The 21,165-nt window shown below is 62.5% G+C and carries 21 protein-coding genes; 10 read left to right on the forward strand and 11 right to left on the reverse strand.

What is annotated here, in order from left to right; translation table 11 throughout:
- Positions 1 to 57: 57 nt before the first annotated feature.
- The 3 genes from MHAR_RS09520 to hxlA all read right to left on the reverse strand — a co-directional run bounded on the left by MHAR_RS09520 (position 58) and on the right by hxlA (position 3,998).
- Positions 58 to 1,686 (reverse strand): preprotein translocase subunit SecD, encoded by a 1,629-nt coding sequence (locus tag MHAR_RS09520; RefSeq protein ID WP_014587402.1) that lies wholly within the window; start codon positions 1,684 to 1,686, stop codon positions 58 to 60.
- The gene (locus tag MHAR_RS09525) at positions 1,683 to 2,576 is read right to left on the reverse strand and encodes a protein translocase subunit SecF (protein ID WP_014587403.1); all 894 of its coding nucleotides are present in this window, start codon (positions 2,574 to 2,576) and stop codon (positions 1,683 to 1,685) included. Before MHAR_RS09525 ends, MHAR_RS09520 begins: the two co-directional genes overlap by 4 nt.
- Positions 2,577 to 2,669: 93 nt before the next feature.
- Positions 2,670 to 3,998, reverse strand: a complete 1,329-nt coding sequence (hxlA, locus tag MHAR_RS09530) for a 3-hexulose-6-phosphate synthase (protein ID WP_014587404.1) — start codon at positions 3,996 to 3,998, stop codon at positions 2,670 to 2,672.
- A 10-nt stretch (positions 3,999 to 4,008) separates the two neighbouring features.
- Between hxlA and dapF the strand changes: the two genes are divergently transcribed.
- Together dapF and MHAR_RS09540 are read left to right on the forward strand one after the other, a co-directional pair.
- Positions 4,009 to 4,911 (forward strand): diaminopimelate epimerase, encoded by a 903-nt coding sequence (gene dapF / locus MHAR_RS09535; RefSeq protein ID WP_143763541.1) that lies wholly within the window; start codon positions 4,009 to 4,011, stop codon positions 4,909 to 4,911.
- 23 nt (positions 4,912 to 4,934) lie between these two features.
- Entirely contained in the window at positions 4,935 to 5,384 is a 450-nt protein-coding gene (locus tag MHAR_RS09540) for a hypothetical protein (RefSeq protein WP_048144587.1), read from the forward strand.
- A 32-nt stretch (positions 5,385 to 5,416) separates the two neighbouring features.
- Here MHAR_RS09540 and MHAR_RS09545 read toward each other — a convergent pair whose 3' ends face one another.
- Together MHAR_RS09545 and MHAR_RS09550 are read right to left on the reverse strand one after the other, a co-directional pair.
- Positions 5,417 to 6,847, reverse strand: a complete 1,431-nt coding sequence (locus tag MHAR_RS09545; protein ID WP_014587407.1) for a DHHA1 domain-containing protein — start codon at positions 6,845 to 6,847, stop codon at positions 5,417 to 5,419.
- 46 nt (positions 6,848 to 6,893) lie between these two features.
- A complete protein-coding gene (locus tag MHAR_RS09550; protein WP_014587408.1) occupies positions 6,894 to 8,024 on the reverse strand; it encodes an RNA-guided endonuclease InsQ/TnpB family protein in 1,131 nt (376 codons plus the stop codon).
- A 322-nt stretch (positions 8,025 to 8,346) separates the two neighbouring features.
- On the opposite strand from MHAR_RS09550, the gene MHAR_RS09555 reads away from it, so the two are divergent.
- The 4 genes from MHAR_RS09555 (at position 8,347) to MHAR_RS09570 (ending at position 9,988) form a co-directional block, all read left to right on the forward strand.
- A complete protein-coding gene (locus tag MHAR_RS09555; protein ID WP_048144588.1) occupies positions 8,347 to 8,532 on the forward strand; it encodes a hypothetical protein in 186 nt (61 codons plus the stop codon).
- 125 nt (positions 8,533 to 8,657) lie between these two features.
- Positions 8,658 to 8,876, forward strand: coding sequence for a dodecin family protein (locus MHAR_RS09560; RefSeq protein ID WP_014587409.1), 219 nt, complete (start codon positions 8,658 to 8,660; stop codon positions 8,874 to 8,876).
- A gap of 141 nt (positions 8,877 to 9,017) precedes the next feature.
- The gene (locus tag MHAR_RS09565; RefSeq protein WP_048144589.1) at positions 9,018 to 9,401 is read left to right on the forward strand and encodes a thioredoxin family protein; all 384 of its coding nucleotides are present in this window, start codon (positions 9,018 to 9,020) and stop codon (positions 9,399 to 9,401) included.
- Positions 9,402 to 9,583: 182 nt separating this feature from the next.
- Positions 9,584 to 9,988 carry a hypothetical protein gene (locus tag MHAR_RS09570; RefSeq protein ID WP_143763381.1) on the forward strand — a complete coding sequence of 135 codons (405 nt, stop codon included), beginning with the start codon at positions 9,584 to 9,586 and terminating at the stop codon, positions 9,986 to 9,988.
- A gap of 53 nt (positions 9,989 to 10,041) precedes the next feature.
- On the opposite strand, the gene alaS is transcribed toward MHAR_RS09570, so the two are convergent.
- Positions 10,042 to 12,804, reverse strand: a complete 2,763-nt coding sequence (gene alaS / locus MHAR_RS09575; RefSeq protein ID WP_014587412.1) for an alanine--tRNA ligase — start codon at positions 12,802 to 12,804, stop codon at positions 10,042 to 10,044.
- A 118-nt stretch (positions 12,805 to 12,922) separates the two neighbouring features.
- Here alaS and MHAR_RS09580 point away from each other — a divergent pair, with 118 nt between their 5' ends.
- Genes MHAR_RS09580 through MHAR_RS09590 form a run of 3 tightly spaced genes read left to right on the forward strand, consistent with a single transcriptional unit; the run spans position 12,923 to position 14,689 of the window.
- On the forward strand, positions 12,923 to 13,177 hold the full coding sequence (locus tag MHAR_RS09580; RefSeq protein ID WP_048145023.1) for a DUF504 domain-containing protein: 255 nt from the start codon (positions 12,923 to 12,925) through the stop codon (positions 13,175 to 13,177).
- Positions 13,174 to 14,208, forward strand: coding sequence for a methyltransferase (locus MHAR_RS09585; RefSeq protein ID WP_014587414.1), 1,035 nt, complete (start codon positions 13,174 to 13,176; stop codon positions 14,206 to 14,208). Before MHAR_RS09580 ends, MHAR_RS09585 begins: the two co-directional genes overlap by 4 nt.
- 34 nt (positions 14,209 to 14,242) lie before the next feature.
- Positions 14,243 to 14,689, forward strand: a complete 447-nt coding sequence (locus MHAR_RS09590) for a methyltransferase family protein (RefSeq protein WP_014587415.1) — start codon at positions 14,243 to 14,245, stop codon at positions 14,687 to 14,689.
- A gap of 218 nt (positions 14,690 to 14,907) precedes the next feature.
- On the opposite strand, the gene MHAR_RS09595 is transcribed toward MHAR_RS09590, so the two are convergent.
- Both MHAR_RS09595 and MHAR_RS09605 read right to left on the reverse strand, forming a co-directional pair.
- The gene (locus MHAR_RS09595; RefSeq protein WP_014587416.1) at positions 14,908 to 15,348 is read right to left on the reverse strand and encodes a lamin tail domain-containing protein; all 441 of its coding nucleotides are present in this window, start codon (positions 15,346 to 15,348) and stop codon (positions 14,908 to 14,910) included.
- 309 nt (positions 15,349 to 15,657) lie between these two features.
- Positions 15,658 to 16,074 carry a lamin tail domain-containing protein gene (locus tag MHAR_RS09605; RefSeq protein ID WP_014587417.1) on the reverse strand — a complete coding sequence of 139 codons (417 nt, stop codon included), beginning with the start codon at positions 16,072 to 16,074 and terminating at the stop codon, positions 15,658 to 15,660.
- 260 nt (positions 16,075 to 16,334) lie between these two features.
- Here MHAR_RS09605 and MHAR_RS12600 point away from each other — a divergent pair, with 260 nt between their 5' ends.
- Positions 16,335 to 18,527 carry an outer membrane protein assembly factor BamB family protein gene (locus MHAR_RS12600; protein WP_081472323.1) on the forward strand — a complete coding sequence of 731 codons (2,193 nt, stop codon included), beginning with the start codon at positions 16,335 to 16,337 and terminating at the stop codon, positions 18,525 to 18,527.
- A gap of 177 nt (positions 18,528 to 18,704) precedes the next feature.
- On the opposite strand, the gene MHAR_RS13770 is transcribed toward MHAR_RS12600, so the two are convergent.
- The 3 genes from MHAR_RS13770 to MHAR_RS09620 all read right to left on the reverse strand — a co-directional run bounded on the left by MHAR_RS13770 (position 18,705) and on the right by MHAR_RS09620 (position 21,158).
- Complete coding sequence (locus tag MHAR_RS13770; RefSeq protein ID WP_187287810.1) at positions 18,705 to 18,875, reverse strand: hypothetical protein; 171 nt, start codon at positions 18,873 to 18,875, stop codon at positions 18,705 to 18,707.
- A 79-nt stretch (positions 18,876 to 18,954) separates the two neighbouring features.
- Complete coding sequence (locus MHAR_RS09615) at positions 18,955 to 19,437, reverse strand: SRPBCC domain-containing protein (protein WP_014587419.1); 483 nt, start codon at positions 19,435 to 19,437, stop codon at positions 18,955 to 18,957.
- Between the two features lie 2 nt (positions 19,438 to 19,439).
- Positions 19,440 to 21,158, reverse strand: coding sequence for a DUF11 domain-containing protein (locus MHAR_RS09620; protein ID WP_014587420.1), 1,719 nt, complete (start codon positions 21,156 to 21,158; stop codon positions 19,440 to 19,442).
- Positions 21,159 to 21,165: the final 7 nt, after the last annotated feature.

Here is a 21,165-nt window from a genome sequence, read left to right on the forward strand (position 1 = left end):
GAGGGGATGGGCGAATCGGCCCATCCCCGGAGAGCGCCTCGTCTCTTTTTCGTCTCTTCACTCGCCCGCCTGCATGATCCTGCCGATGATCCTGCCGTAGGCGGGCCTGGCTATCAAGACGCCGATGAGGACCCCCGCTATGGTGACCAAGGCGAAGCTCTTGAAGGCTCCAAAGCCCATGGCGAATAGCGGGAGCATCGCTACGATCGTCGTCGCAGCGGCGGCCATGATGATCCCGAAGGCGCTGGAGAGCCTGGCAAGGTAGATCTTGCCGCTGGGCATCTTCCCCTCGTAGAGGAGCTCGTCGGTGATGATGACGAGGTGGTCTACGCCGGTCCCTATGACGGCGATGATCCCGGCGATGGCAGCCAGATCAAGCTGCCACTTCAGGAGGGCCGCCAGGGCGAGCATCATCAGGACCTCGCTGAAGGAGGTGGCGACCATCGGGATTACGATCCTGGGATCGCGGTACCGGTAGTATATCACAAGGCCCACCGCCAGGATCGCTATGATCCCGGCTATCAGGACCTGCTTTTTGAACTGGTCCCCCAGGGCGGCCGTCACCTGGCCGGATCCGATGATCTCCACGTTGACGGGCAGAGCCCCCTCCCTCAGGTGGATGTAGAGCTCGTGAGCCCTCTGGCTGTCCCCTCCCACCTGGGCCACCATATTCCTCATGGGGGCCACCTCCAGGCTCGCCGCCAGGTCCTGGGCGAGGGGGGCGGAGAAGATCAGCTCGTTGTCCAGGTTCATCGAGATCTCGTGCTCCATCCGGTTCCTCGTAGCCCCCGTATCCAGGGCAGCCTTCTGGAAGGCCACCGCCCCCTCATCCGAGAGGGTGAAGGGGACGCCCCAGTTTCCAGACTGGTCTCCCGTAGGGAGGGATACGTCGGCGATCTGGTCGCCGTAGAGGACGTGCATCGACTCGTTGCCGGTGGTCTGGATCCTGATCTCGAAGACCCCGGGCTTGCCGACGATCTCCTGGGCGTCGTGGACGCTGACCCCTGCAAGATCGATGAGGATGAACTTGTTGTCCACCACCCTGACCTTGATGTCCGCAAGGCCGAGGCGGTTCAGCTTCCTGTCCAGGACCTGCTTCGTCTCGTCGACCGTCTCCTCGGTCACCCCCTCAGAGAAGCCCGCCTCCCCGGGGGCGAGGGTCCCGCCCACATCGGCCAGGATGGCCTCCAGGGCCTCCCTGGTGACGTTCGACCTCACCTCGAAGGATATGGGGTCCGACTCCAGGTACTTGACGTCCGAGTCGAGGGAGGTCTTGAGGTAGTTCATGATCACGCCGATCGGCGAGGCCTCGAGGGTCACGGCGGTGGCGTTGCCCCGCGGGGTGACGGTCGCCTGGGGATATCCCAGATTCTCGGCGACGGTCCTCGCCGCCCTCCCCTCGAAGGTGATCTGATAGTCGTAGCTACTGGGGCGCCACTCCACCTCGACGGGCTGGCCGAGGGAGTCGCTGAACTGCTTCTTCAGGATGTTGACCGGATCGACCTGGGGCTGGACTATCGCTCCCTGAAGCTTGAGCTGCAGCCATGATCCGCCCTCCAGGTCGAGGCCGTACTTCAGCCTCGAATGGAAGCCGTCTTCCGAGGGCATGGGGATCAGGATCACCAGGGCCGCGGCCACCGCCACGAAGAAGATCATGATCCTGGGGTCTTTTGTGATCTCTGTCATCTTCTCTTCCTCCCCGAGGTCGACTTCTTCGGACGGGCCAGATACCATCGAAGGGCGTTTGAGTTCATCACCCAGGTGTTCATCAGACCGGCGAGAAGGCCGAAGAGGAGGACCGTTGATATGTCAAAGAGGATGTTGATCTGGGTGAAGGAGGACGATACTAGGTAGGAGAAGGTGGAGACGAGGAATAGGGCGAAGATGGCCGAGAAGGTGGTGCTGGTCATGGCGATCCCGGTCCTGAAGGCCCCCACCACCTTATCCTCGGTCCTCCCCTTCCGCTTTAGAACCCTGTTGTTGAGGAGGATGTTGCTGTCCACTGAGTAGCCTATCAGCATCAGCAGGGCTGCCACCGTCCCCAGGGAGAGCTTCACCCCGGCGATGTTCATGCAGGCAGCGGTGATCATGATGTCAGAGAAGGCGGCGAGGATCACCGTCAGGGCGACGAAGGGCGTCCTGAAGATCAGGAAGATTACCACCGCCATGAAGAGGAAGGATAGCGGGATGTACTTCTTCGCCTGCTCCTGGAGGCGGGTGCTGTAGACCGGCCCCATGTACTTGATCTCGGGTTCCTCGTACTCAGCTTCTATCATCGCCGAAAGCTCCCGATATTTGGCTTCGTCCATGGGCCCCAGCTGGATCATGTACCGATGGCCGACGTCCCTGATGTCCGTCACCGGGTAATTCGCCAGCTTCGCGGCTATCTCGCCCTCCGATTCAGCTACGGGGACGGTGATTATCGTCCCTCCCGTGAACTCGACCCCCAGGTTGACGGGGGATCCCGTCTTCAAGTAGGTGAAGCCCAGGATGGAGAGCGCCACCGCCAGCACGGCGAGGGAGATCGCCACCATCTTCTTGGGCTCGTATTTAGAGATGAAGGTCTCTGGATCCATACTAGTATCCTCTTTCGCACAAACCGCATTCAACGTATTTACGGGTTGTCTTTTGTCCACATTTCTTCATAAATTCGGATCTACGGCGGGAGGTTATTTCTTCTCCCACCTCTTGAGGTTTGCCACCTCGGAGAGGGTCCTTCCCCGGAGGATCTCCTCCCGGAGCCTGCTCTCAGTCTTCTCGACCTCTTTCGCCCTCCGGGCGATCTCGTACCCCCTCTCCCTCGGGATGACGACGACCCCGGAGTCGTCGCCGACGATCAAGTCGCCGGGGCGGACCGAGAGGCCTCCGCAGGTGATCTCGGCGTTGATCTCCCCCATCCCCTTCGGCTCGCCGGCCATGGGGGTGATGGAACTGGCAAAGATCGGGTATCCCATCTCCCGGATCTCGTCGAGGTCCCGGACGGCGCCGTCGATGACGACCCCCGCCACCCCTTTGATCTTGCAGCTCTGGGTGGCGAGGCCGCCCCAGCAGGAGACGTACCTGCTCCCGTTGTAGATGACGATGACGTCCTCGGGGCCGGCGAGATCGATCGCCTCCACCGACTTCGCCCAGTCCCCCTCGAAGGTCTGGACGGTGACCGCCCTTCCGACGATCTTCTGGCCCGGGTTTATGGGCAGGACGTCCCGCATAGCCCCCTTCCGGTGCATGGCGTCGGAGATGTTCGGGGTCGATACCTCCCTGAAGATCTCGAACATCTCCTCGTCCATGCTCTTCCTCTCCCTCCTAATAACCCCTTCATGGGCCCGGTCCATCGCCTCCCGGATCTTCCGGCCGGAGGCGGTGACGTCGGGGCTTCGGGCCACGCTCCCCCCGACGATGACGATGGAGGCCCCCGCGGCGATCGCCTCGGCGGCGGAGGGCGCATCGATCCCGCCGGCGACGGCCACCGGGATCTTTACGTGGCCGAGGATCTCGTCGAGGAAGTCGATCGCCCTCCGGCCCATCATCTGCTGGTCGATCCCCACGTGGACGCAGATGTAATCGACCCCCAGGGCCTCCATCTCCCGAGACCTCGTCACCGGGTCGGGGGAGCCGAGGAGGTCGACCATGACCTCGACCCCGTACTTCCTCGCCGCCCGGAGGGCGTCGTGGACGGTCGAGTCGTCGGAGGAGGCGAGGATCGCCACGATGTTGGCCCCCGCCTTCGCCGCCATCTCCACCTCCATGGCGCCGGTGTCCACCGTCTTCATATCCGCCACGATCTTCTTAGCCGGCAGGGCCTTCTTCAGCTCGCGCACGGCGTCCATCCCCTCGCTCTTGATGAGGGGGGTTCCGGCCTCGATCCAGTCAGCACCGCCGTCGGCCGCCTCCAGAGCTATCTGAATTGCCCTGTCCAGCTCCAGCAGGTCCAGGGCAACCTGTAGAATGGGTTTAATAAGATCACCACCATAAAGCCGCGTTGTTAGAGAACAGACCATGGTATATAAAATGAAGCTGAAGGAGATGACTGATGCGAGGGTGGAGGGTTCCCCGACCAGCTCAGGCCGGATCGCCTTCACCAAGCTCCAGGGGAACGGGAACGACTTCGTCCTGATAGACGAGCAGGATGGGGTGAAGGTGGCCGACCCCCTCAAGGGCTCCTTTGCCGTCCAGTGCTGCCACCGGAACTTCGGGGTCGGAGGCGACGGGGTTCTCTTCCTGGGGGCGTCGGAGCATGCGGACCTGAGGATGCGCCTCTTCCAGCCCGACGGCTCCGAGGCGGAGATGTGCGGAAACGGCGTTCGGTGTCTCGCCAAGTACGCCTGGGACTCCGGGATGGTGGGGGAGTCCTTCGAGGTGGAGACCCTGGCGGGGATCATCCCCCTGATGGTGAGGGGGATCGGGGGCGACTTCTGGGCCCGGGTCGATATGGGCGTCCCCTGCTTCGACCGGAGGGGGATCCCCGCCCTCGGCGAGGGGGAGTTCCTGATGGAGCCCCTGGAGGGGTTCGAGGTCTCGGCGGTGAACACCGGCGTTCCCCACGCCGTCATCTTCGTCGAAGACCTTTTGAACCTCCCCCTCGAGGAGGTCGCCCCCCACATCCGGCGGAGCAGCCTCTTTCCGGAGGGGGCGAACGTGAACTTCGTCAGGATAGGCGACGCCTTCCAGGTGAGGACCTTCGAGCGGGGGGTGGAGGGGGAGACCCTCTCCTGCGGGACGGGGTCGGTGGCCAGCGCCGCCGTAGCCCGGAGGATGGGGATGGTCGGCGACGAGGTCTTCGTCGAGACGAGGGGCGGCCCCCTCCTGATAACCTTCGACGGCGATAGGGCCTACATGGACGGGCCGGCGGCCACCGTCTTCGCCGGAGAGCTGAGCGACGAGTTCCACTGGGATATCTCGCAAGAGTTATAGGGGATTAGCTTCACAGGGTCTCCATGATGAAGCCTGTAGTGGCGTTGGTGGCGGTTCTGCTCTTGGCGGGGACGGCCCTCGCCTTCCAGGGGCCCGAGCCGATGAGGCTTGGGAGCAAGAGCGACCCGGAGGCGTCCCTCTTCTCCTACGACCAGAAGTTCAGCGATACCACCACCCTCAAGAACTACTACCTGGGGATGTCCGCCTACAAGGACTTCGACGGGTGCGAGAGGCTCTCGTCGGATATCGCCCTCCAGAGCAATCCCGACTGGGTCGATATCGCCATCCAGGCGAACTTCAGCCGGGGCACCGGAAGGATGGGGTACCTCGTCCTCAACCAGGAGACGATGGACATCAGGGACGTGATGGTGGACGTCAGCCACGAGTTCATCGGCAACTTCAGCATAGACGAGAAGATCCTGGTGGTGAAGAGCGGGATGAACGAGACGAACCTCTTCGGCTGGCTCCGATAAACCACCCCGGCCAGGAGCCGCCCTCCTCCCCGTCAAGGTCGGAGCTGCTCTCCGACGATGGCGTCCAGAAACTCCAGAAACTCCGCCCTCGCCTCCGGGGGGATCGTCGCCCCAGCGGCGACGTTGTGCCCTCCGCCCACCCCCCCCACCTCTTCTGCGGCCCGGAAGATCGCCTCCGCCAGGTTCAGCCCCGCCCTCACCAGGTCCTGGGTCCCCCGGGCGGAGACCTTCAGCCTCCCGTCCTCGGCGGCGGCGAAGGCGATGATCGGCTTTCTCCTGTCGGCGGTCTGAAAGCTCATCCCGGCGACGATCCCGACGATGGTATCCAGGATCCTGTCTTTGGCATCGAAGTACTGGATGTGGGATAAGGGGACGATCCCCTCCTCCTTCACCAGCTTCAGGCCGTTTACCAGGTTCTGCCGATGCTCGGCGAGAAGAAGCCTCGCCTCCTCCAGCCCCCGGCCCCGGTCCCCGAGGCAGACCGCAAGGCCGACCCCCGAGTGGCCGTACCGGGCGGTGGCGTTGAGGAGGGTCGAGTACTCGCTCGCGTCCCGGAGCTCCGTCCCCTCCTGCTCGGAGAGGAGGGTGTAGACCTCGCCGACGAGCCTCTCCAGCTGGGCGTTGGAGAGGCCGGCCCGCAGGCCCCGTCTCACCAGGGCCGAGGCGATCCTCCCCTTCTCCTCGGGGCTCATGTCGATCCACCGCCGCCACCTCTCTCCCTTCAGCCTGATCCCCTGCTCCTTCAGAAAGGATATGCAGGCGTCCTCGTCCCCCGAGAGGCCCGGTATATACGGATCGGAGGAGAACTCCAGCATCTTGAAGACCGGCCTCGTCTGCTTTCCGAAGAGCTTCAGGTCGCGGCAGTAGGAGAGGACCTCAGCCCCGACCCCCACCTCCAGGACCCACCGGTTGAGGCCGACGAGCCTTCCCCTCGCCATGTCCTGGAGGTCCCCGACGGCGCCCACTATCGCCAAGGCCGATAGGTCATCATTTCCGCCTCCGGAGCCGACGGCCCCGGCGAGGGCCCGGGCGAGGAGGAAGGAGGAGCCGCTCCCGGAGAGGTGGGTTGCGCCGTCGAGGCCGACTAGGTGGGGGTTTATGTGGAGATCCACCCCCGACCCCTGGGGGCGGTGGTGGTCGGCGACGACCGCCGATAGGCCCATCTCGAGGATCTCCGCCTGCATCCCGGACCCGAGGTCGGTGAAGATGACGAGGTCGGGGCCGAGGTCGGCGATCTCCTCCAGGGCGGGGAGGTCCAGCTGCCTGAAGAAGAGGGTCTTGCGGTCTACCCCCGCCCGATCGAGGGCGATCGAGATTATACCGGCGGAGGTGAGGCCGTCGGCGTCGACGTGGGAGGCGACGACCACCTCCTTCTGGCGGATTATAGATTCAGCGGCCCTCTCCGAGATCCGGGCGAGGGTCGAGAGCTCGTCGTCAAACCCCGCCCCTTCTGCATCGGTCATCCCTCCTCCATCGCCACCGGCCTCTTTAGACCTTTCGCTGAGGTGACTACTCCCCGCCCTGAAGGGCGGAGCTTCTAGCTTTTGGCAGAGACTGTAGCCCCAGTCTCAAAATGTTTATCGCCGCATTCTCATCACGGTCCATGACTAGCCCGCATTGAGGACATTCATGGACCCGATCCGATAGCGACTTGTTGACTTTAAGACCGCACCTGGAACATAGCTGACTTGTGTTCCTAGGATCTACTAGAACCACTTTCGAACCGGCGCTCTCAGCCTTGTACGATGTGGTTATTACTAGCATCCTCCAGGCAGCGTCTGATATGCCTTTAGCCAGGCAGTGGTTCTTAAGCATGTTCGTGATACTCAGATCCTCGAAAGCAATCAGCCCAAACCTTTCGACCAGGTTATGACTGACCTGATGGGCAAAATCGTATCTGCGGTTGGCTATCCGCTCATGGGTCTGCTGGACGACTTTGAGAGCTTTCCACCTCTCAGGAGTTCCCTTCTCATATTTGGATAGTCGTCTTTGAGCTTTGGCCAACGCCTTCTCCTCAGATCGAAAGAACCGGGGGTTATCGATCTTCTCTCCGTTGGAGAGCGTAGCGAAACTCTCCAGCCCCACATCGATGCCCGCCATCAACCCATCTTTCCAGGGAGGCTTCGGAGGATCATCGATCTCCACTGAGAAGCAGGCAAACCATTTTCCGGTCGAAGATCTCCGAACGGTTAACCTCTTGATCTTACCTTCGATGGGTCGGTGGAGCTTGATCTTGATATCTCCGATCTTGGAGAGACGCAGCTTCCCTAAAGACAGTTTGAATCCCAGCTGTGGATAGGTGAACGAATCATACCATCCTTTCCCCTTGAACCTGGGATACCCCGGGGCCTCTCCTGCTTTGACCCTTCGGAAGAACGCTTTAAAGGCCAGATCTACCCGTTCTTGGACGTTCTGGAGGGTCTGAGAGAATACCTCCGTTAGTTCTGGTTTGTTTTTCTTCCACTCTGGCAGCAAGTTGTGAGTCTCATACTTAGATACGGATTTGCCTTCTTGTTCGAAAGAGTTTTTTCGATATGCTAAAGTCTCATTATAGGTCCATCTGCACAGCTCCAAGGTCTGTTCCATCTTAGACCGCTGTGCTTTTGTCGGATAGATTCTATATTTGAAGGCTTTAAGCATTATACTCACTTATGCTGCTATAATATTTAAAGATTCATCGCTTAAGGCGGGGTACGATTCATCCCCGGCCTAAAGACCGGGGTTTTCTCTACCCCTGCACCCCGCCACTATAAAAGGAGGTGAGTGGGACCACTCCCTGCCGGAGGATGGAGGCCGATCCGTTGATCGAGGAGTCCAAAGGAGGCCTTCCTCTTGGTCGGCGCCTCCCTCCTGGAGGTCGGGCTCGTCTTTTGGGGATCGCTCTCCATCCAGGAAGAGGCCCCTTCTCCGCGCGGATGCAGCGCTATAGATCGAACTTCAGGCCAACGGTAGGAGGTAAAAGATGGCGGCGATATCCCATAAGACCCAGGCCATGGGACCCGGCTCCACAGATCAGGAGAAGATCAAGGAGGAGGACCATCTGAGCCTCGAAGAGGCTGCAGAGTTCTTTGAGGAGGAGCGAGGGGCCGCCTCATGCATCTTTTTTCATGGTGGCCGGAGGTGGCTTGGGATGATCGCCGCAAAATGAGATGACTTCGCCCCCGGTCTCCGGGGTGGATGGGACGGATAGAAGCCTCGCCCCCTGACCCTGGAAAAATTATATAAACTTTGACTTCAATAATTATAATTCACATTTCTAAGGAGGTATAACCAATGACCGAGAGCGTATATAAGATTGTGGAGCTGGTGGGGTCCTCCCCGACCAGCTGGGAAGATGCGGCGAAGTCAGCCATCGAGAAGGCGGCCAAGAGCCTGAGGGACCTGAGGGTCGCCGAGGTGAGGGAGCTGGACGTGAAGCTCGAAGGCGGAAAGATCGTCGCCTACAGGGCTAAGGTGAGGGTCTCGTTCAAGATAGAGGGGGATGTGGACTAAGGCCTCATAGCTAGCCCCTCGGTCATCAGGTCGATCGGCTTACCAGATCCCTCCGGAAATTCGGTGAAGCGATCGACCCATTTTAATTTTTTCTCTGTTCAAGGGATCGATCTCATATTCCAATTTATTATTGGTGATACTATGACTAACATCGTCGAAGCGACGGACATAAGCTGGGAGGAGGTGGTCGAGAGGTCCGTGGGGCCCACCCTCGTCATGTTCCACTCCCCCGCCTGCCCTCACTGCCGGATGATGATGCCCTCCTTTGAGGAGTACGCGAGGGAGTTTGAGGGCAAAGTGAAGTTCGTCCGGATCAACGTCATGGAGAACTCCTTCACCCCCGAGAGGTACGGCGTCATGGCCACCCCGACCTTCAAGCTCTTCTGCGGCGGAAGGCCGGTGCTGGAGATGGTGGGGGCCGCCGGCCCATCCCTCTTAAAGAAGATGGTGGAGGACGGCCTCACCTCCGGGGCGGAGTGCGCGCGTCGGTCGACCCCCATCGACTACAACGTCGGCTACGTCTGAGGCGGGACCGTCTTTTTCGCCCCCCTCTTCCTGCCCCCTCTTACACCGCCGCTTCTCCTGCCGATTTTAATCCAGCAATCGGAGCCGACAATAATTCCAAACAATTAATCATTATGGGTATTATAAGATGATACAAATTTATATTAGATAGTTATAAATAACCATGCGCCTTAGGATCTATTTTGTGCGGACCCGTCGGATGCGAGAGGCCGCACCCCACGACCCGAGATGGCGGATTTCGGGGGTGCATGAAGGTGCAGCAGGATTGTTTTGGAGTTAAGGATCAGAGAAGCCTGGAGAACCTGGTGAGTAAGGGGGCGGGGATCAGGATAGACTCCGACTCCCTGAGCCCGCCGGTCCTCTCTCTTCTGGCCGAGGTCTTCGCCGAAGAGGCGAAGCCTACCTATCGGGATCTGATGGAGATCGTCGCCGAGTTTCTCTTCAGCAGCAGCTACAGCCGCCGGGATCTTCGAATCCTCATGAGAAGACTTGGAGTCGAGGACTCGGAGATGCAGAAGAACCTCATCTACATGGCTCGGTCCTGGCACAACCGGGACCCCTTAACCCCCTACTCAGGAAACAGGTGAGGAAGAGCGCCTCGGAGCCGAGATGGGCTGGTAAAAGAGGATAAGAGGATAGCTCAGGCCCCGGAGGCGGCCCGGACCTTCGCCAGACCCGCCTCCAGCGCCTCCGAGAGCCGCTCCGCCCGGGGACCGCCTCCCTGGGCGATCTCGGGCTTTCCGCCGCCCCCGCCGCCGACGACCTTGGTCGCGGCCTTGACGATCTCCCCGGCCGCAAGGCCTCTGGCTAAACCCGTCTTCCCCACGGCGGCGACGATCTTCGCCCCCTCCTTCTCGCTTCCCAGGATCGCGACGTAGTCCTTCCCCGAGATCATGGAGGCCGCCTTGATCAGCTCCTCGACGTCGGCGTTCTCCAGGGTCGCCACGACCACCTTGAGGTCGCCTGCTTCGATGGCCCTGCTGGTCAGGCTCTCCACCTGGGCCCGGGCCAGCTCCTCTTTGAGGCGGGCCGCCTCCTTCTTGAGGTCCTTCCACTCCTCGAAGAACCTGGTAGCGGTCCTGGGGAGCTGCTCCGCGGGGACGCTGAGGGCTTCGGCGGCTCCGAAGAGGAGGTCGTCTTTCTCCTGACCCCGGAGGACGGCGGCCTCGCCGGCCGCAAACTCGATCCTCTCCACCCCGTCCTGGACCCGCTCGGTCCTGAGGACCTTGATGGGGCCGACCATCCCAGTGTTGGTGCAGTGGGTCCCGGCGCAGGCCTCGACGTCGGTCCCCATCTGGACGACCCGGATAGACTTCCCCGGCGGGACGCCCCCCTGGTAGAGCTCGAAGCCGAACCTCTTCTCCGCCTCGGACCTGTCGAGCCACCCCGTCGATATGGGGATGTTCTCCATCACCATCCTGTTCGCCAGGAGCTCGATCTCCTTCAGCTCCTCCCGGGTTATCCGCTTGTAGTGGGAGATGTCGAGGCGGGCCCGGTCCTCGGCCTTCTGGGCACCGGCCTGCCAGATGTGGCTTCCCAGGACCTTCTTCGCCGAGTCGTGGATGATGTGGGCGGCGGTGTGGTGTCTGGCGAGGGCGAGCCTCCGGGAGATATCCACCTCCCCCTCGATGAAGTCGCCGGGCCGGACCTCGGCGGCGGCGGCCTCCGACTCCTCCTCGGCGATCCTGTGGAGGACGACCCTTCCCGCCGCCTGGACGTCGACGACCCTGAAGGCCCCCGACCCCTTCCGGATCAGGCCGCGGTCTCCGGGCTGGCCGCCCCCCTCGGGGTAGAAGAGGGTCTGGTCCAGGACGACCGCCCCGTCGACGAGGCCGAGGACCCTCGCCTGGAACTTCCTCTCGAAGGGGCGCTCGTAGAAGAGCCGGCGGGTCTCGGGGAGGTCGATCTTCGACTCCTCCTTCTCCAACTTCTCGGCCTTGATGTGGGTGCTCGCGACCCGGGAGTAGAAGTTGTCGGGGAGCTCGACCTCGACCCCCTCCTCCAGGGCCGCCTCCCTGGCGATCTCCGGCGGTATCCCGTGGGAGTCGTAGAGGGATATCATCTCCGAGAGGGGGATCGTCTCCCCCCTCTTCCCGCGCCCCTCGGCGATCCTCTTCACGAGGCGCCGGCCCTTCTCCAGGGTCTCGGCGTACCTCTCCTCCTCCTGGTCGAGGATCTCGACGATGGTTCCGAGCCTTCCATCGAGGTCGGTGTAGTCGAGCCTCGAGATCTGCATCGATACCAGGTCGGATAGAGGCACCTCGATGGAGAGGTCCTTCATCTGCCGGAGGGTCCTCCGGATGACGAGGCGGGCGAGGTAGCCCGCCTTGACGTTGGAGGGGATGATCCCGTCCCCGAGCATGTAGGCGAGGCACCTCGTGTGGTCAGCGACGGCGTAGATCCGCTCCAGAGGGGTGATGATCTCGTCGAGCTTCTCCGCCGAGATCCCTATCTCCTTTGCGACGCGCCCCCGGAGGTCCCGGAGGGTCGCATCCTCCAGGTCGACCATCCCGGCGAGGCGGGCGTTCGAGGCGAGGATCCGGGCCCGCTCCTCGTCGGATACAGAAGATTGAAGCCCCGCGAGATCCGTAATGGTGGCCACCACGTCGGGGAAGATGGCGTCGTATATCGTCGGGGAGCCCCTGGAGGCCCAGACGAACCTCTCCAGGCCGTAGCCGGTGTCGACGATGTAGTTATCCATCCGGTCGTACCGCTCTCCCTTGATCAAGTGCTCGCCCCGGGGCGAGAGCTTCATATCCATAAAGACGAGGGTCGCGAGCTCGAGGCCTCCCATCATCACCTCGACGGAGGGGCCGGCGTTCCCTCCTCCGGCCCAGGGCGACTCCTTGTAGGTTATGGCCAGGGGATCGGCCCCCAGGCCCAGGAGGAGCTCGTCGCAGAGGGCGACGGTCCTGTCCTTCCAGTAGATCTCCTCCTCGGGGGTGTTGAAGACGTGGTGGGCCATCATCTCGAAGGTGGTGAGGTGGCGGCCGCTCCTCCCGACGGAGTCGAGGTCGTCGAGCCTGATGCAGGGCTGGGATACCGTCAGGGGGTTTGCGGGCGGGGGTACCTCCCCCGAGGTGATGAAGGGCTGAAAGTCGGCGATGGAGGCTATGGTGAGGTAGATGTCGTCCCTCCACCGCGCTATCACCGGATACCTCTTTATCCGGGTGTGGCCCTTTCCCTCGAAGAAGGAGAGGTAGTGCTCCCGCATCTCGTCCAGGCCGATCTCCCGGCGGAAGACCGGCGATCCTATGAAGGTGTAGGGATCGCAGGGAGGGTCTCCGCAGGTGGTCCTGGAGGGGTCCCTCGTCCAGAAGCTGCCGCCGCACCTCTCGCAGGTCTTCCGGGTGAAGCCCTCGTCTTTGAAGAACTCCAGATGGTAAGCGTCCTCGGGGAACATTTCGATCAAGTCCGAATTAACCGGGATGGATGAGCGAATAGCCCGATCCCCTAAAAGGCTTTCTCAGGGAGAGGGATAATAGGATGAGAGGGATATGGGGAGGGAAAAAGGAGATAGGATGGCCGAGTTTGATAAGGGGAGAAGACACCCCAGGGAGATCCTGAACGAGATCAAGTGGCGGGGCCTCGATATGGAGAGGTGCGAGATCGAGGTCCTCCACCGGGGGGCTCCGAAGGACAGGATCACCCTGAAGGGGAGCGAGATCTCCCTCGGCAGGTCCTTCTTCGCCCGAGGCGAGACGATGATCCCTTACCACCGGATCCTCCGGATCTGGTACGACGGGAGGACGGTCTATTCGAGGGCTGCCAGATGAGACCGGATGGAGCGGAGATGCAGGAGGCGGTCGCAGGCTTCTCGGAGCTTTACGACCTCCTCATCGCCCCCATCAAGACGAGGCTCCTCCTCACCGGGATCGAGCTTGGGGTCTTCGACCACCTCGGGGAGAGGAGGTCGTCGGAGGAGCTGGCGGAGATCCTCGGCGGCTCTCCCGAGACGACGAGGATCTTCCTCGACGGCCTTGCCGCCTTCGACCTCGTCGTCAAGGAGGAGGGGCTCTACCAGAACTCGGGGATCGCAGCGAACCATCTCGCCCGCGATGGCCCCGCCCCCGTCGGAGGGTATCTATTGGAGGTCTGGCGGCAGATAGAGTCGGCCCTTGAGGAGATGCCCCGGCTCGTCGTCGAAGGCCCACCGGGAGAGGGGATGGCGGCTGAGGCGACGTCGTCGGCGGCGGACCGTTGGGCGGCCGCCGTCGCCGAGTACCAGCGGGCCGGGGTCGCCGAGATGGTGGCGAGGGCGATCGGAGAGCTTCCGGAGGCGCCATCCTTCCGGAGGATGCTGGACCTGGGGGGCGGGCCGGGGCTGATCTCTGTGGCGGTGGTGGCCGCCCACCCGGAGATGAGGGGCGTCGTCTTCGACCTCCCGCCGGTGGCGGAGGCTGCCGAGAGGTTCGTCCGGGAGGCGGAGATGGAGGGGCGGGTGGAGGTGGTCGCCGGGGACTTCTCCCAGGACCCCATCGGAGGGGAGTACGACCTCATCCTCGCCTCCGCCTCCCTCTACTCCTCTCGGGGGAGGCTCGATCCCCTGATGAAGAAGGTCTTGGACGCCCTGAACCCCGGCGGCGTCTTTGTGAGCCTCCACGACGGCCTCACCGCCGAGAGGACGAAGCCGACGGCGATGAAGCTCGGATGGCTCCCGGCGGAGCTTCTGAGGGGCGAGATCGCCTTCGACCGGGGGGAGATCGCCTCCTCGATGAAGAGGGCGGGCTTCAGGTCCATATCCTCGAGGACGCTCTCCTCCCCCGCGGGTCCGATGGAGATGGACGCCGGGCGAAAGCCTGGATAAGATATTTATCCCGGGTCCGATAATTTTTGACAGGATGAAGACCGAGATCCAGCCCCCGACGATCTTCGCCGCCCTCCTCGTCCTATCCGCCGCGTTACACTACTCATATCCAACGCGACAGGTGGCGGATCCTCCATGGGCTTTTGTTGGATTTCTGCTCATCGGCCTCGGCGTCATCTTGAACCTGTGGGCGGATTCTCTCTTCAAGAGGAGGAAGACCACGGTGAAGCCCCGGGAGATGCCCACCGCCCTCGTAATCTCAGGCCCCTTCCGGATCAGCCGCCACCCGATGTATCTGGGGATGGCCGCGATCCTCCTCGGGGAGGCGGTCGTCTTCGGCTCTCTTGCGAGCTTCTCCTTCCCGTTGATCTTCGCGGGCCTGATGGAGGCGCTCTTCATCCGAAGGGAGGAGGAGATGCTGGAGGAGGCCTTCGGCGAGGAGTACCTCGACTACAGGAGAAGGGTTCGCCGCTGGATCTGAGGGGGCTCGTCCCGGGAGGGGCGGGCAGGAGGAGGTTTGGGAGACCCCCGGGCCTTCTGGTGAAGGGTATTAGAAAGTTTTTATTGATTTATAGTAATTAAAAATATACCGCCAAAAAGAGACGGGGAAAGGATCCGAGGAGGAGGGGCCGATCATCTCAGCGATCCCGATCTCCATCGGATGCCGGATCAGATCAAGGCCTTTCCGCCCCCTCCATCCTACTCCTCGCCCTCCTCCTCCGGACTGATGAAGGTGGAGATGACGTTCCCGTCAGGGTCCAGCAGGGTGGCGACGTCGCCGCCGTTGTTCCAGATGGGGCTGGCCAGGTCCATGTAGAGGTCGGTGGCCGTGTCGTCACCGACGCCGGTATGAACCAGGACCGATACCCCCTCCATCAGGACGAAACCCTCGGGGAAGGTGTAGGTGTGGTTCTGCTCGTCCTTCAGAGTCCAGCCCGTCAGATCCTGGGCAGCCTCCCCGAGGTTCGATATCTCAACCCACTCGTCGACCCAGCTGACGTTCTCGATCACGACGCCGTAAACGCCCTCCATTTCAGCATCGATCCCGACTTTCTCATCCTCTGCCCAGGAGATCCCGACGGCCGAAATTGCCAGCGCCGATGTCAGGATCAGCCTCAGTACCATCGATACGGAGTTCATATCTTCTATACCTCCTGAGAGAAGTACTCATTCTCAAAAGATATAAAGTTATCTCAAAAATTGTCCATTAGTCTAAAGAGGCGAGATCGAGGATATATTGGCCATTATGGCGCTAAATGGCTCTAAAATCGACAGTTACTTCTTCTATTTTAGATATATTCAAGTTTTTAAATATAGTATTTCGATTGCTCAGAAGTTTGAAAGAAAAGCCGGACGCCCCCCGGAAACGGGAAGGGTGGAAGAGAACAACATCGCGCAACGGAGATGGGGAGAGGAAAAATAGGGAGGAGAGCGAGGGCTCTTCTGAGCTCAGGCGCTCTCCGGATAACGGGCGACGATCTCGCCGGCGGCGTTCTTGAGGGTCGCCACCTCTTCATCATCCCATACCAGGTCGTCGCGACCCCAGTAGAGATCGGTCTCCGTCGCATTCCCCATGCCGGTGTGGACCTTCACTGCCGCTCCCGGCAGGAGGACGAAACCCTCGGGGAAGAGGTAGGTGTTGTTGTTCTCATCCTCCAGGGTCCAGAAGGTGAAATCCTGGCTCGCCATCCCGGGGTTCACCACCTCGACCCATTCGTCGTCGTCGGCGTAGCTGAGGCCGGTGATGGTCATGTTCGTCTCCATCTCCAGCATGATATCGTCGGGGGTCAGATCCTCGGCGGCCACGAGCCCTCCGAAGAGGGCGGAGGCCACAAGGGCGATTCCTACAAATCCAGAGTATTTCATGACTAACCTCCCACTTTTTGCCTTATAGGCGCTTTATATGTCTCCGCGAATCGATTTAAGCTTTTCTTCCCGGGGGGGCCTTGCTGCAGGCAAAAGTCCCTTCAGGGCCCGGCGCCGGGAGGAACCCTCCGCGGTCCACCCGTCCAGCGACCTCTCCATCCTCCAGGAGATCGCCCCCCGGACCATCCGAGGATTGGTCCTGCCTATATGAAAGAAAAGATAAATGAGGAGAGTATAGAGGGATTTAAGAGGCAAAAGAGGTGATCGCCTTGCTAAAATTCGGAAGATCGATCGGAACGGCGGCGGGGATCTTTGCCCTGATCCTCGCCGTGGCGGCTCTCGCCGCCAGCCCCGCCGGAGGAGGTCCGATTCCCCCGGAGGTGTCGGACGGGGCTAGAGACTGGCCCCTCCCCAACGGCGACTATGAGAACACCAGGGCGGCCGCCGGCTCCGCCATAAACTCCGAGAACGTCGGGGAGCTGGGCGTCGTCTGGTCGTTTCCCATACCGGGGATCGGGGCCTACGGCGCCGCGGCTTCTAACCCCATCATCGTCGGGGACGTCGTCTACTTCCAGGACCTGAGGTGCAACGTCTTCGCCCTGGACCTGGAGACCGGCGACCCCATATGGTCGAGGTTCTACAACGTCACCGAGGTCGTCGGCCCCAACGGACCTGCCGTCGGCTGGGGGAAGGTCTTCGTAGCAAAAGACCTCTACAACGTCACCGCCCTCGACGCCGGGACCGGGGAGGAGGTCTGGACGACGAGGCTCTCGGAGGTCGCGACCACGGGGATCGACATTCAGCCCTCCGTCTACGCCGGCCTCGTCTACGTCTCCACCGTCCCGGGGACCGGGGACGTCTTCTACGCCCCCGGGGGGATCGGGGTGATCAGCGCCCTGGACGCCGAGACCGGGGATATAGTCTGGGAGTTCTCCACCGTGGACTCCCCCGACCTCTGGGGTAACCCCGGGGTTAACAGCGGCGGAGGCGCCTGGTATCCGCCCGCCGTTGACGTCGAGACCGGGATCACCTTCTGGGGTACCGGCAACCCGGCCCCCTTCCCCGGGACCGAGGAGTGGCCGAGCGGGACGAGCAGGCCCGGACCTAACCTCTATACCGACAGCCTCGTCGCCCTCGATCACGCCACCGGCGATATGATCTGGTACCATCAGGTCCTCCCCCACGACCTCTTCGACCACGACTTCCAGATCTCTCCGATACTGGCGGAACGGGATTCCGGTGGAAGATCCCAGAAGGTGGTCTACGGGGCCGGGAAGATGGGGAAGGTCTACGCCTTCGATAGAACCTCCGGAGAGCTCCTCTGGTCCGCGGTCGTCGGGAGGTACGACGAGGCCGCCCAGCTGGACGTCCTCCCCGAAGGGACTACGAGGATATACCCCGGAGTTCTGGGCGGGGTTGAGACCCCCATGGCCTACTCCGACGGCGTCCTCTACGTCCCCGTGGTGAACTTGTTCACCGACTGGACGCCGACCTCCCTCGACACTTCGACGATAGACTTCAACAACGGGACCGGAGAGCTCGTGGCGATCGATGCCTCGACAGGCAAGATCCTCTGGATCAGGTCCTTCGAGACGATGGCCCTCGGCGGAGCGACGGTGATAAACGACCTCGTCTTCGCCGCGGAGTACGACGGCACCATCCACGCCTTCAGGGCGGAGACGGGAGAGGAGGTATGGGAGATGAGGGCTCCGGCCGGGATCAACGGCTGGCCCGCCGTAGCCGGCGAGACGATCGTCTGGCCCGCCGGGGTCGGGGCCGACCCCAAGCTCGTGGCGTTCCGCCTCGGGGGAGCGGCGGAAGCCGCCGCGGGAGAAGACGAGACCGATGAGGGCGATGAAGACGAAGCCGTCCCTGGGCCCACCGCCCAGGTCGCCGGGAGCTCCGCCGAAGAAGCCCCCTCCACCGTCCTCACCGTCCACGAAATCCCCTTAGAGGCCGCCGGATGGGCAGCTGACGGCGTCATCTCCGAGGGGGAGTACTCGAAGAACCTCACCCTATCCGGCGGAAGGTACGTCGTCAGCTGGAGGAACGATGGCGAGACCCTCTACATGGGGCTCGCCGGCCAGGCCGAGGGGTTCGTGGCGATAGGCTTCGAGCCTACCCAGGCGATGAAGGACGCCGACATGGTGATGGGCTGGGTCAGCGGGGGTGAGGCTACGGTCCTCGACCTCTACTCGACGGGGGTCTACGGCCCCCACCCCCCGGACGAGGAGCTCGGCGGGACCGACGACATCCTGAGCTTCGGGGGAAGGGAGGCCGACGGCTGGACGGTGATCGAGTTTGAACGGAGGATGGATACGGGGGACCGGTTCGACCAGGCCTTCCGGCCGGGGGAGACCGTCAATATAATCTGGTCGATCTCGTCCACCGACTCCCTGGAGATCAGGCACAACGTCGGGAGGGGTGGGGGGAGGATCTCCCTGGAGGGGTAGAAGGATCATCCAAATCCTTCACCCGCCCAATTTTTCAGGATCTTTTTTGCCCAGATGACGGGATATAATAATCAGAATCCATCTAAAAGATCTCTTTGAGAAGGACTGCGGTCTTTCCACACCTCAACCTGGCACCCGTCTCTCAGGCTTCTCCGGGACCCTCCGGCATATCCGACCTCAGAGCCGGTATCGAGGGCAGCTCTCGTGGTGATGAGACCCGTCCATGAAGGGGGTGGCGCCGCAGTGCCGGCAGACGTAGGAGCTCCTCTCTCCGGGGAGGAGGGCCTCCCCCTCCGGTATGGGGGAGCAATAAGGGGGTTGGTAATGATCGACCATTCGATACACCAAACGGGCCTTACCTTTCCCTCTGATTAGATATAAAGGTTCTGGACCCCCGATCCGGAGATGCGAGAGACGCTCCGGTCCGTCACGCCCCCGGGGCTGAAGGGGGCGATCCCCCATAGCCCGATCCAGAGGCTTCGGCCCTCTCCTTCAGGGCCCGGTCCATCTCCCTGAAGCCGGCGATGGTCTCCTCCCGGATCCGGCCTCTCGCCAGGGGTACGAGGAGGCCGGAGAAGATCTCCCGCTGGACGAGCCTCACCCGGTCGGGCCCCAGGGGCTCGATCTCGAAGATGTGCTCTCCATCCAGGATGCCCGGAAGCCATAGCCTCCCCAGCCACCGGAGCTCCCGGCCTCTCGCGACCCTCGTCACCCTCGGCCGGAAGGCCATCGCCCTTCCGCCCGGAGGCCTGATCTGGACCCGGAGCCTCGCCCCCTCCGACGCCACCCCCACCACCGGCCTGATGAAGGGGTTCCAATCCCTGTAGGCCTCGAAGTCCGTGAGAATCCGCCAGACCTCCTCCGGCGAGCCCCGGATCTCCACCTCGTCTCGGATCTCCACTCTGAACATCTCTATCCCCAGATCTCCTCCGCCTCGCCAAGCCCCCAGGCGGGGGGCTGCCAGCCGGGGCGGGGCCGCTCCCCCTCGAACTCCTCGACCTCGACGACGGATCTCGCCGTCGCCGGCCGGAGAGACGTGCCGTCCGCAGTCCTCGCCTCGACCCCGGCTAGGTTGACAAACCTCCCGCTCCAGAGAGCCTCGACGCCGTAGGCGACGGTCTCGACCTCTCCGGGGGCGAGGTCGACCAGGTTCCAGGTCGCGACGCCGTCCTCGTAGGAGGCGAAGATCGGCGACGAGTAGATCAGCCTCATCCCGTCGGGGAGCCGGTCGGTCACATTAGCCACCAGGGGGCGATCTCCGAGGTTCTCAACCTCCAGGGTGTACCAGACGCGGTTTCCGACCGCCTCGTCCACATCTCCGGCCTTGGAGATGGAGACGGCGCCGGGGGAGGAGCAGGTGAGCCAGTTGATCTCGATGCCGGAGAAGTTTGCGGCCGAGATCCAGGAGCCTTCGAGGCCGCCGAAGGCGACGACCCGGTTGACCAGCTCCTCACCCCGGAAGTTCGTCACGTCGAGGACGAGCTCGATCTCTCTCTCGTCCCCCGGCGAGAGGTGGGTGAGGGACCAGTTGGCCCCGTCGGAGGTGAGGGTCGGCCTCAGGCTCGACCGGACGAAGATCCCCCCCGGCGGAAAGACGTCCCTGACGAGGACCGGCTCCAGGGTCTTGCCGCCGTCGTTCTCCAGGGTGATGACGTAGCGGGCAAGGGTCCTATCCCCCTCATAGTCGATCGTACCCTCCTTCGCCACCGAGAGGTGGGGATCGCGGACCAGAGGCTGTTGGAGGGCGACGTTCCTCGATATGGAGTAGTCGCCGCGGTAGGATTCGTCCATCTCCAGCTCCTCCGACGAGATCAGCCGGTACCGGGCCGTCCCCGAGAAGTTCGCCTCCGTCTCCATCTCCCCGAGGCCCCGGACGATCGTCGTCTTATCGAGGCTCGTCAATCCGGAGTACTCCTCGCCGATGTAGCTTTTCCCCTCATTTCTGGAGTAGATCCCCTCCCTCCAGGGGATGGAGAGGTTCGCCGAGATCCCGAGAGCCCCGAAGGGCGTCGGCTCCGAGGAGAGGGAGACGGCCTTGGAGATGTAGCTCGTATAGGCGTCGATCCGCTCTTCGGAGGCGTAAGAGCCCGTCCCCGCCTCGTGGGTCCTCAGGTGGTCGCCGACCTTCTTATCCACCGCCACATACCCCCTCCCGGAGACGGACCGCTCGGAGGCGATAGAGGAGCCATAGTCGTCCACCTTCTCGTCGATCTTGAAGCTTCCATAGTAAGACTCGGAGGCCAGGAAGGCAGGGGCGCTCTGGGGGGTGGCGTTGGGGGTCGAGAGCTTGACCACCCCCAGGCTCGCCATCCCGTCGAACTCGGATGAGACGGCCATCACCGTCCCGTCCTCGTCCACCTCCATCCTCGCCTCCCGGCGGAGGGAGTCGCCGTAAAGGTAGGACTCCCGGGTCACCGTCCCCGTAGAGGGGTTTCTCATAACCGTTATCTTGGTGAAGCCTCCGAAGGAGGCCGCTGAGATGTTCAGGACCGGCCGGTGGACGGTGCTCTTCTCCGATACCGTTATCGACGATTTGCCGTCCTGGCCCGCCTCCATCGCCGTCCCGGTGGAGGATACGGCGAGGAGGAGGACCGCCGCCCCGAGGGCCAGCCAGAGGAAGAGACTCTGCATAAACCAC

Source organism: Methanothrix harundinacea 6Ac (genome assembly GCF_000235565.1).
Classification (GTDB): Archaea; Halobacteriota; Methanosarcinia; order Methanotrichales; family Methanotrichaceae; genus Methanocrinis; species Methanocrinis harundinaceus.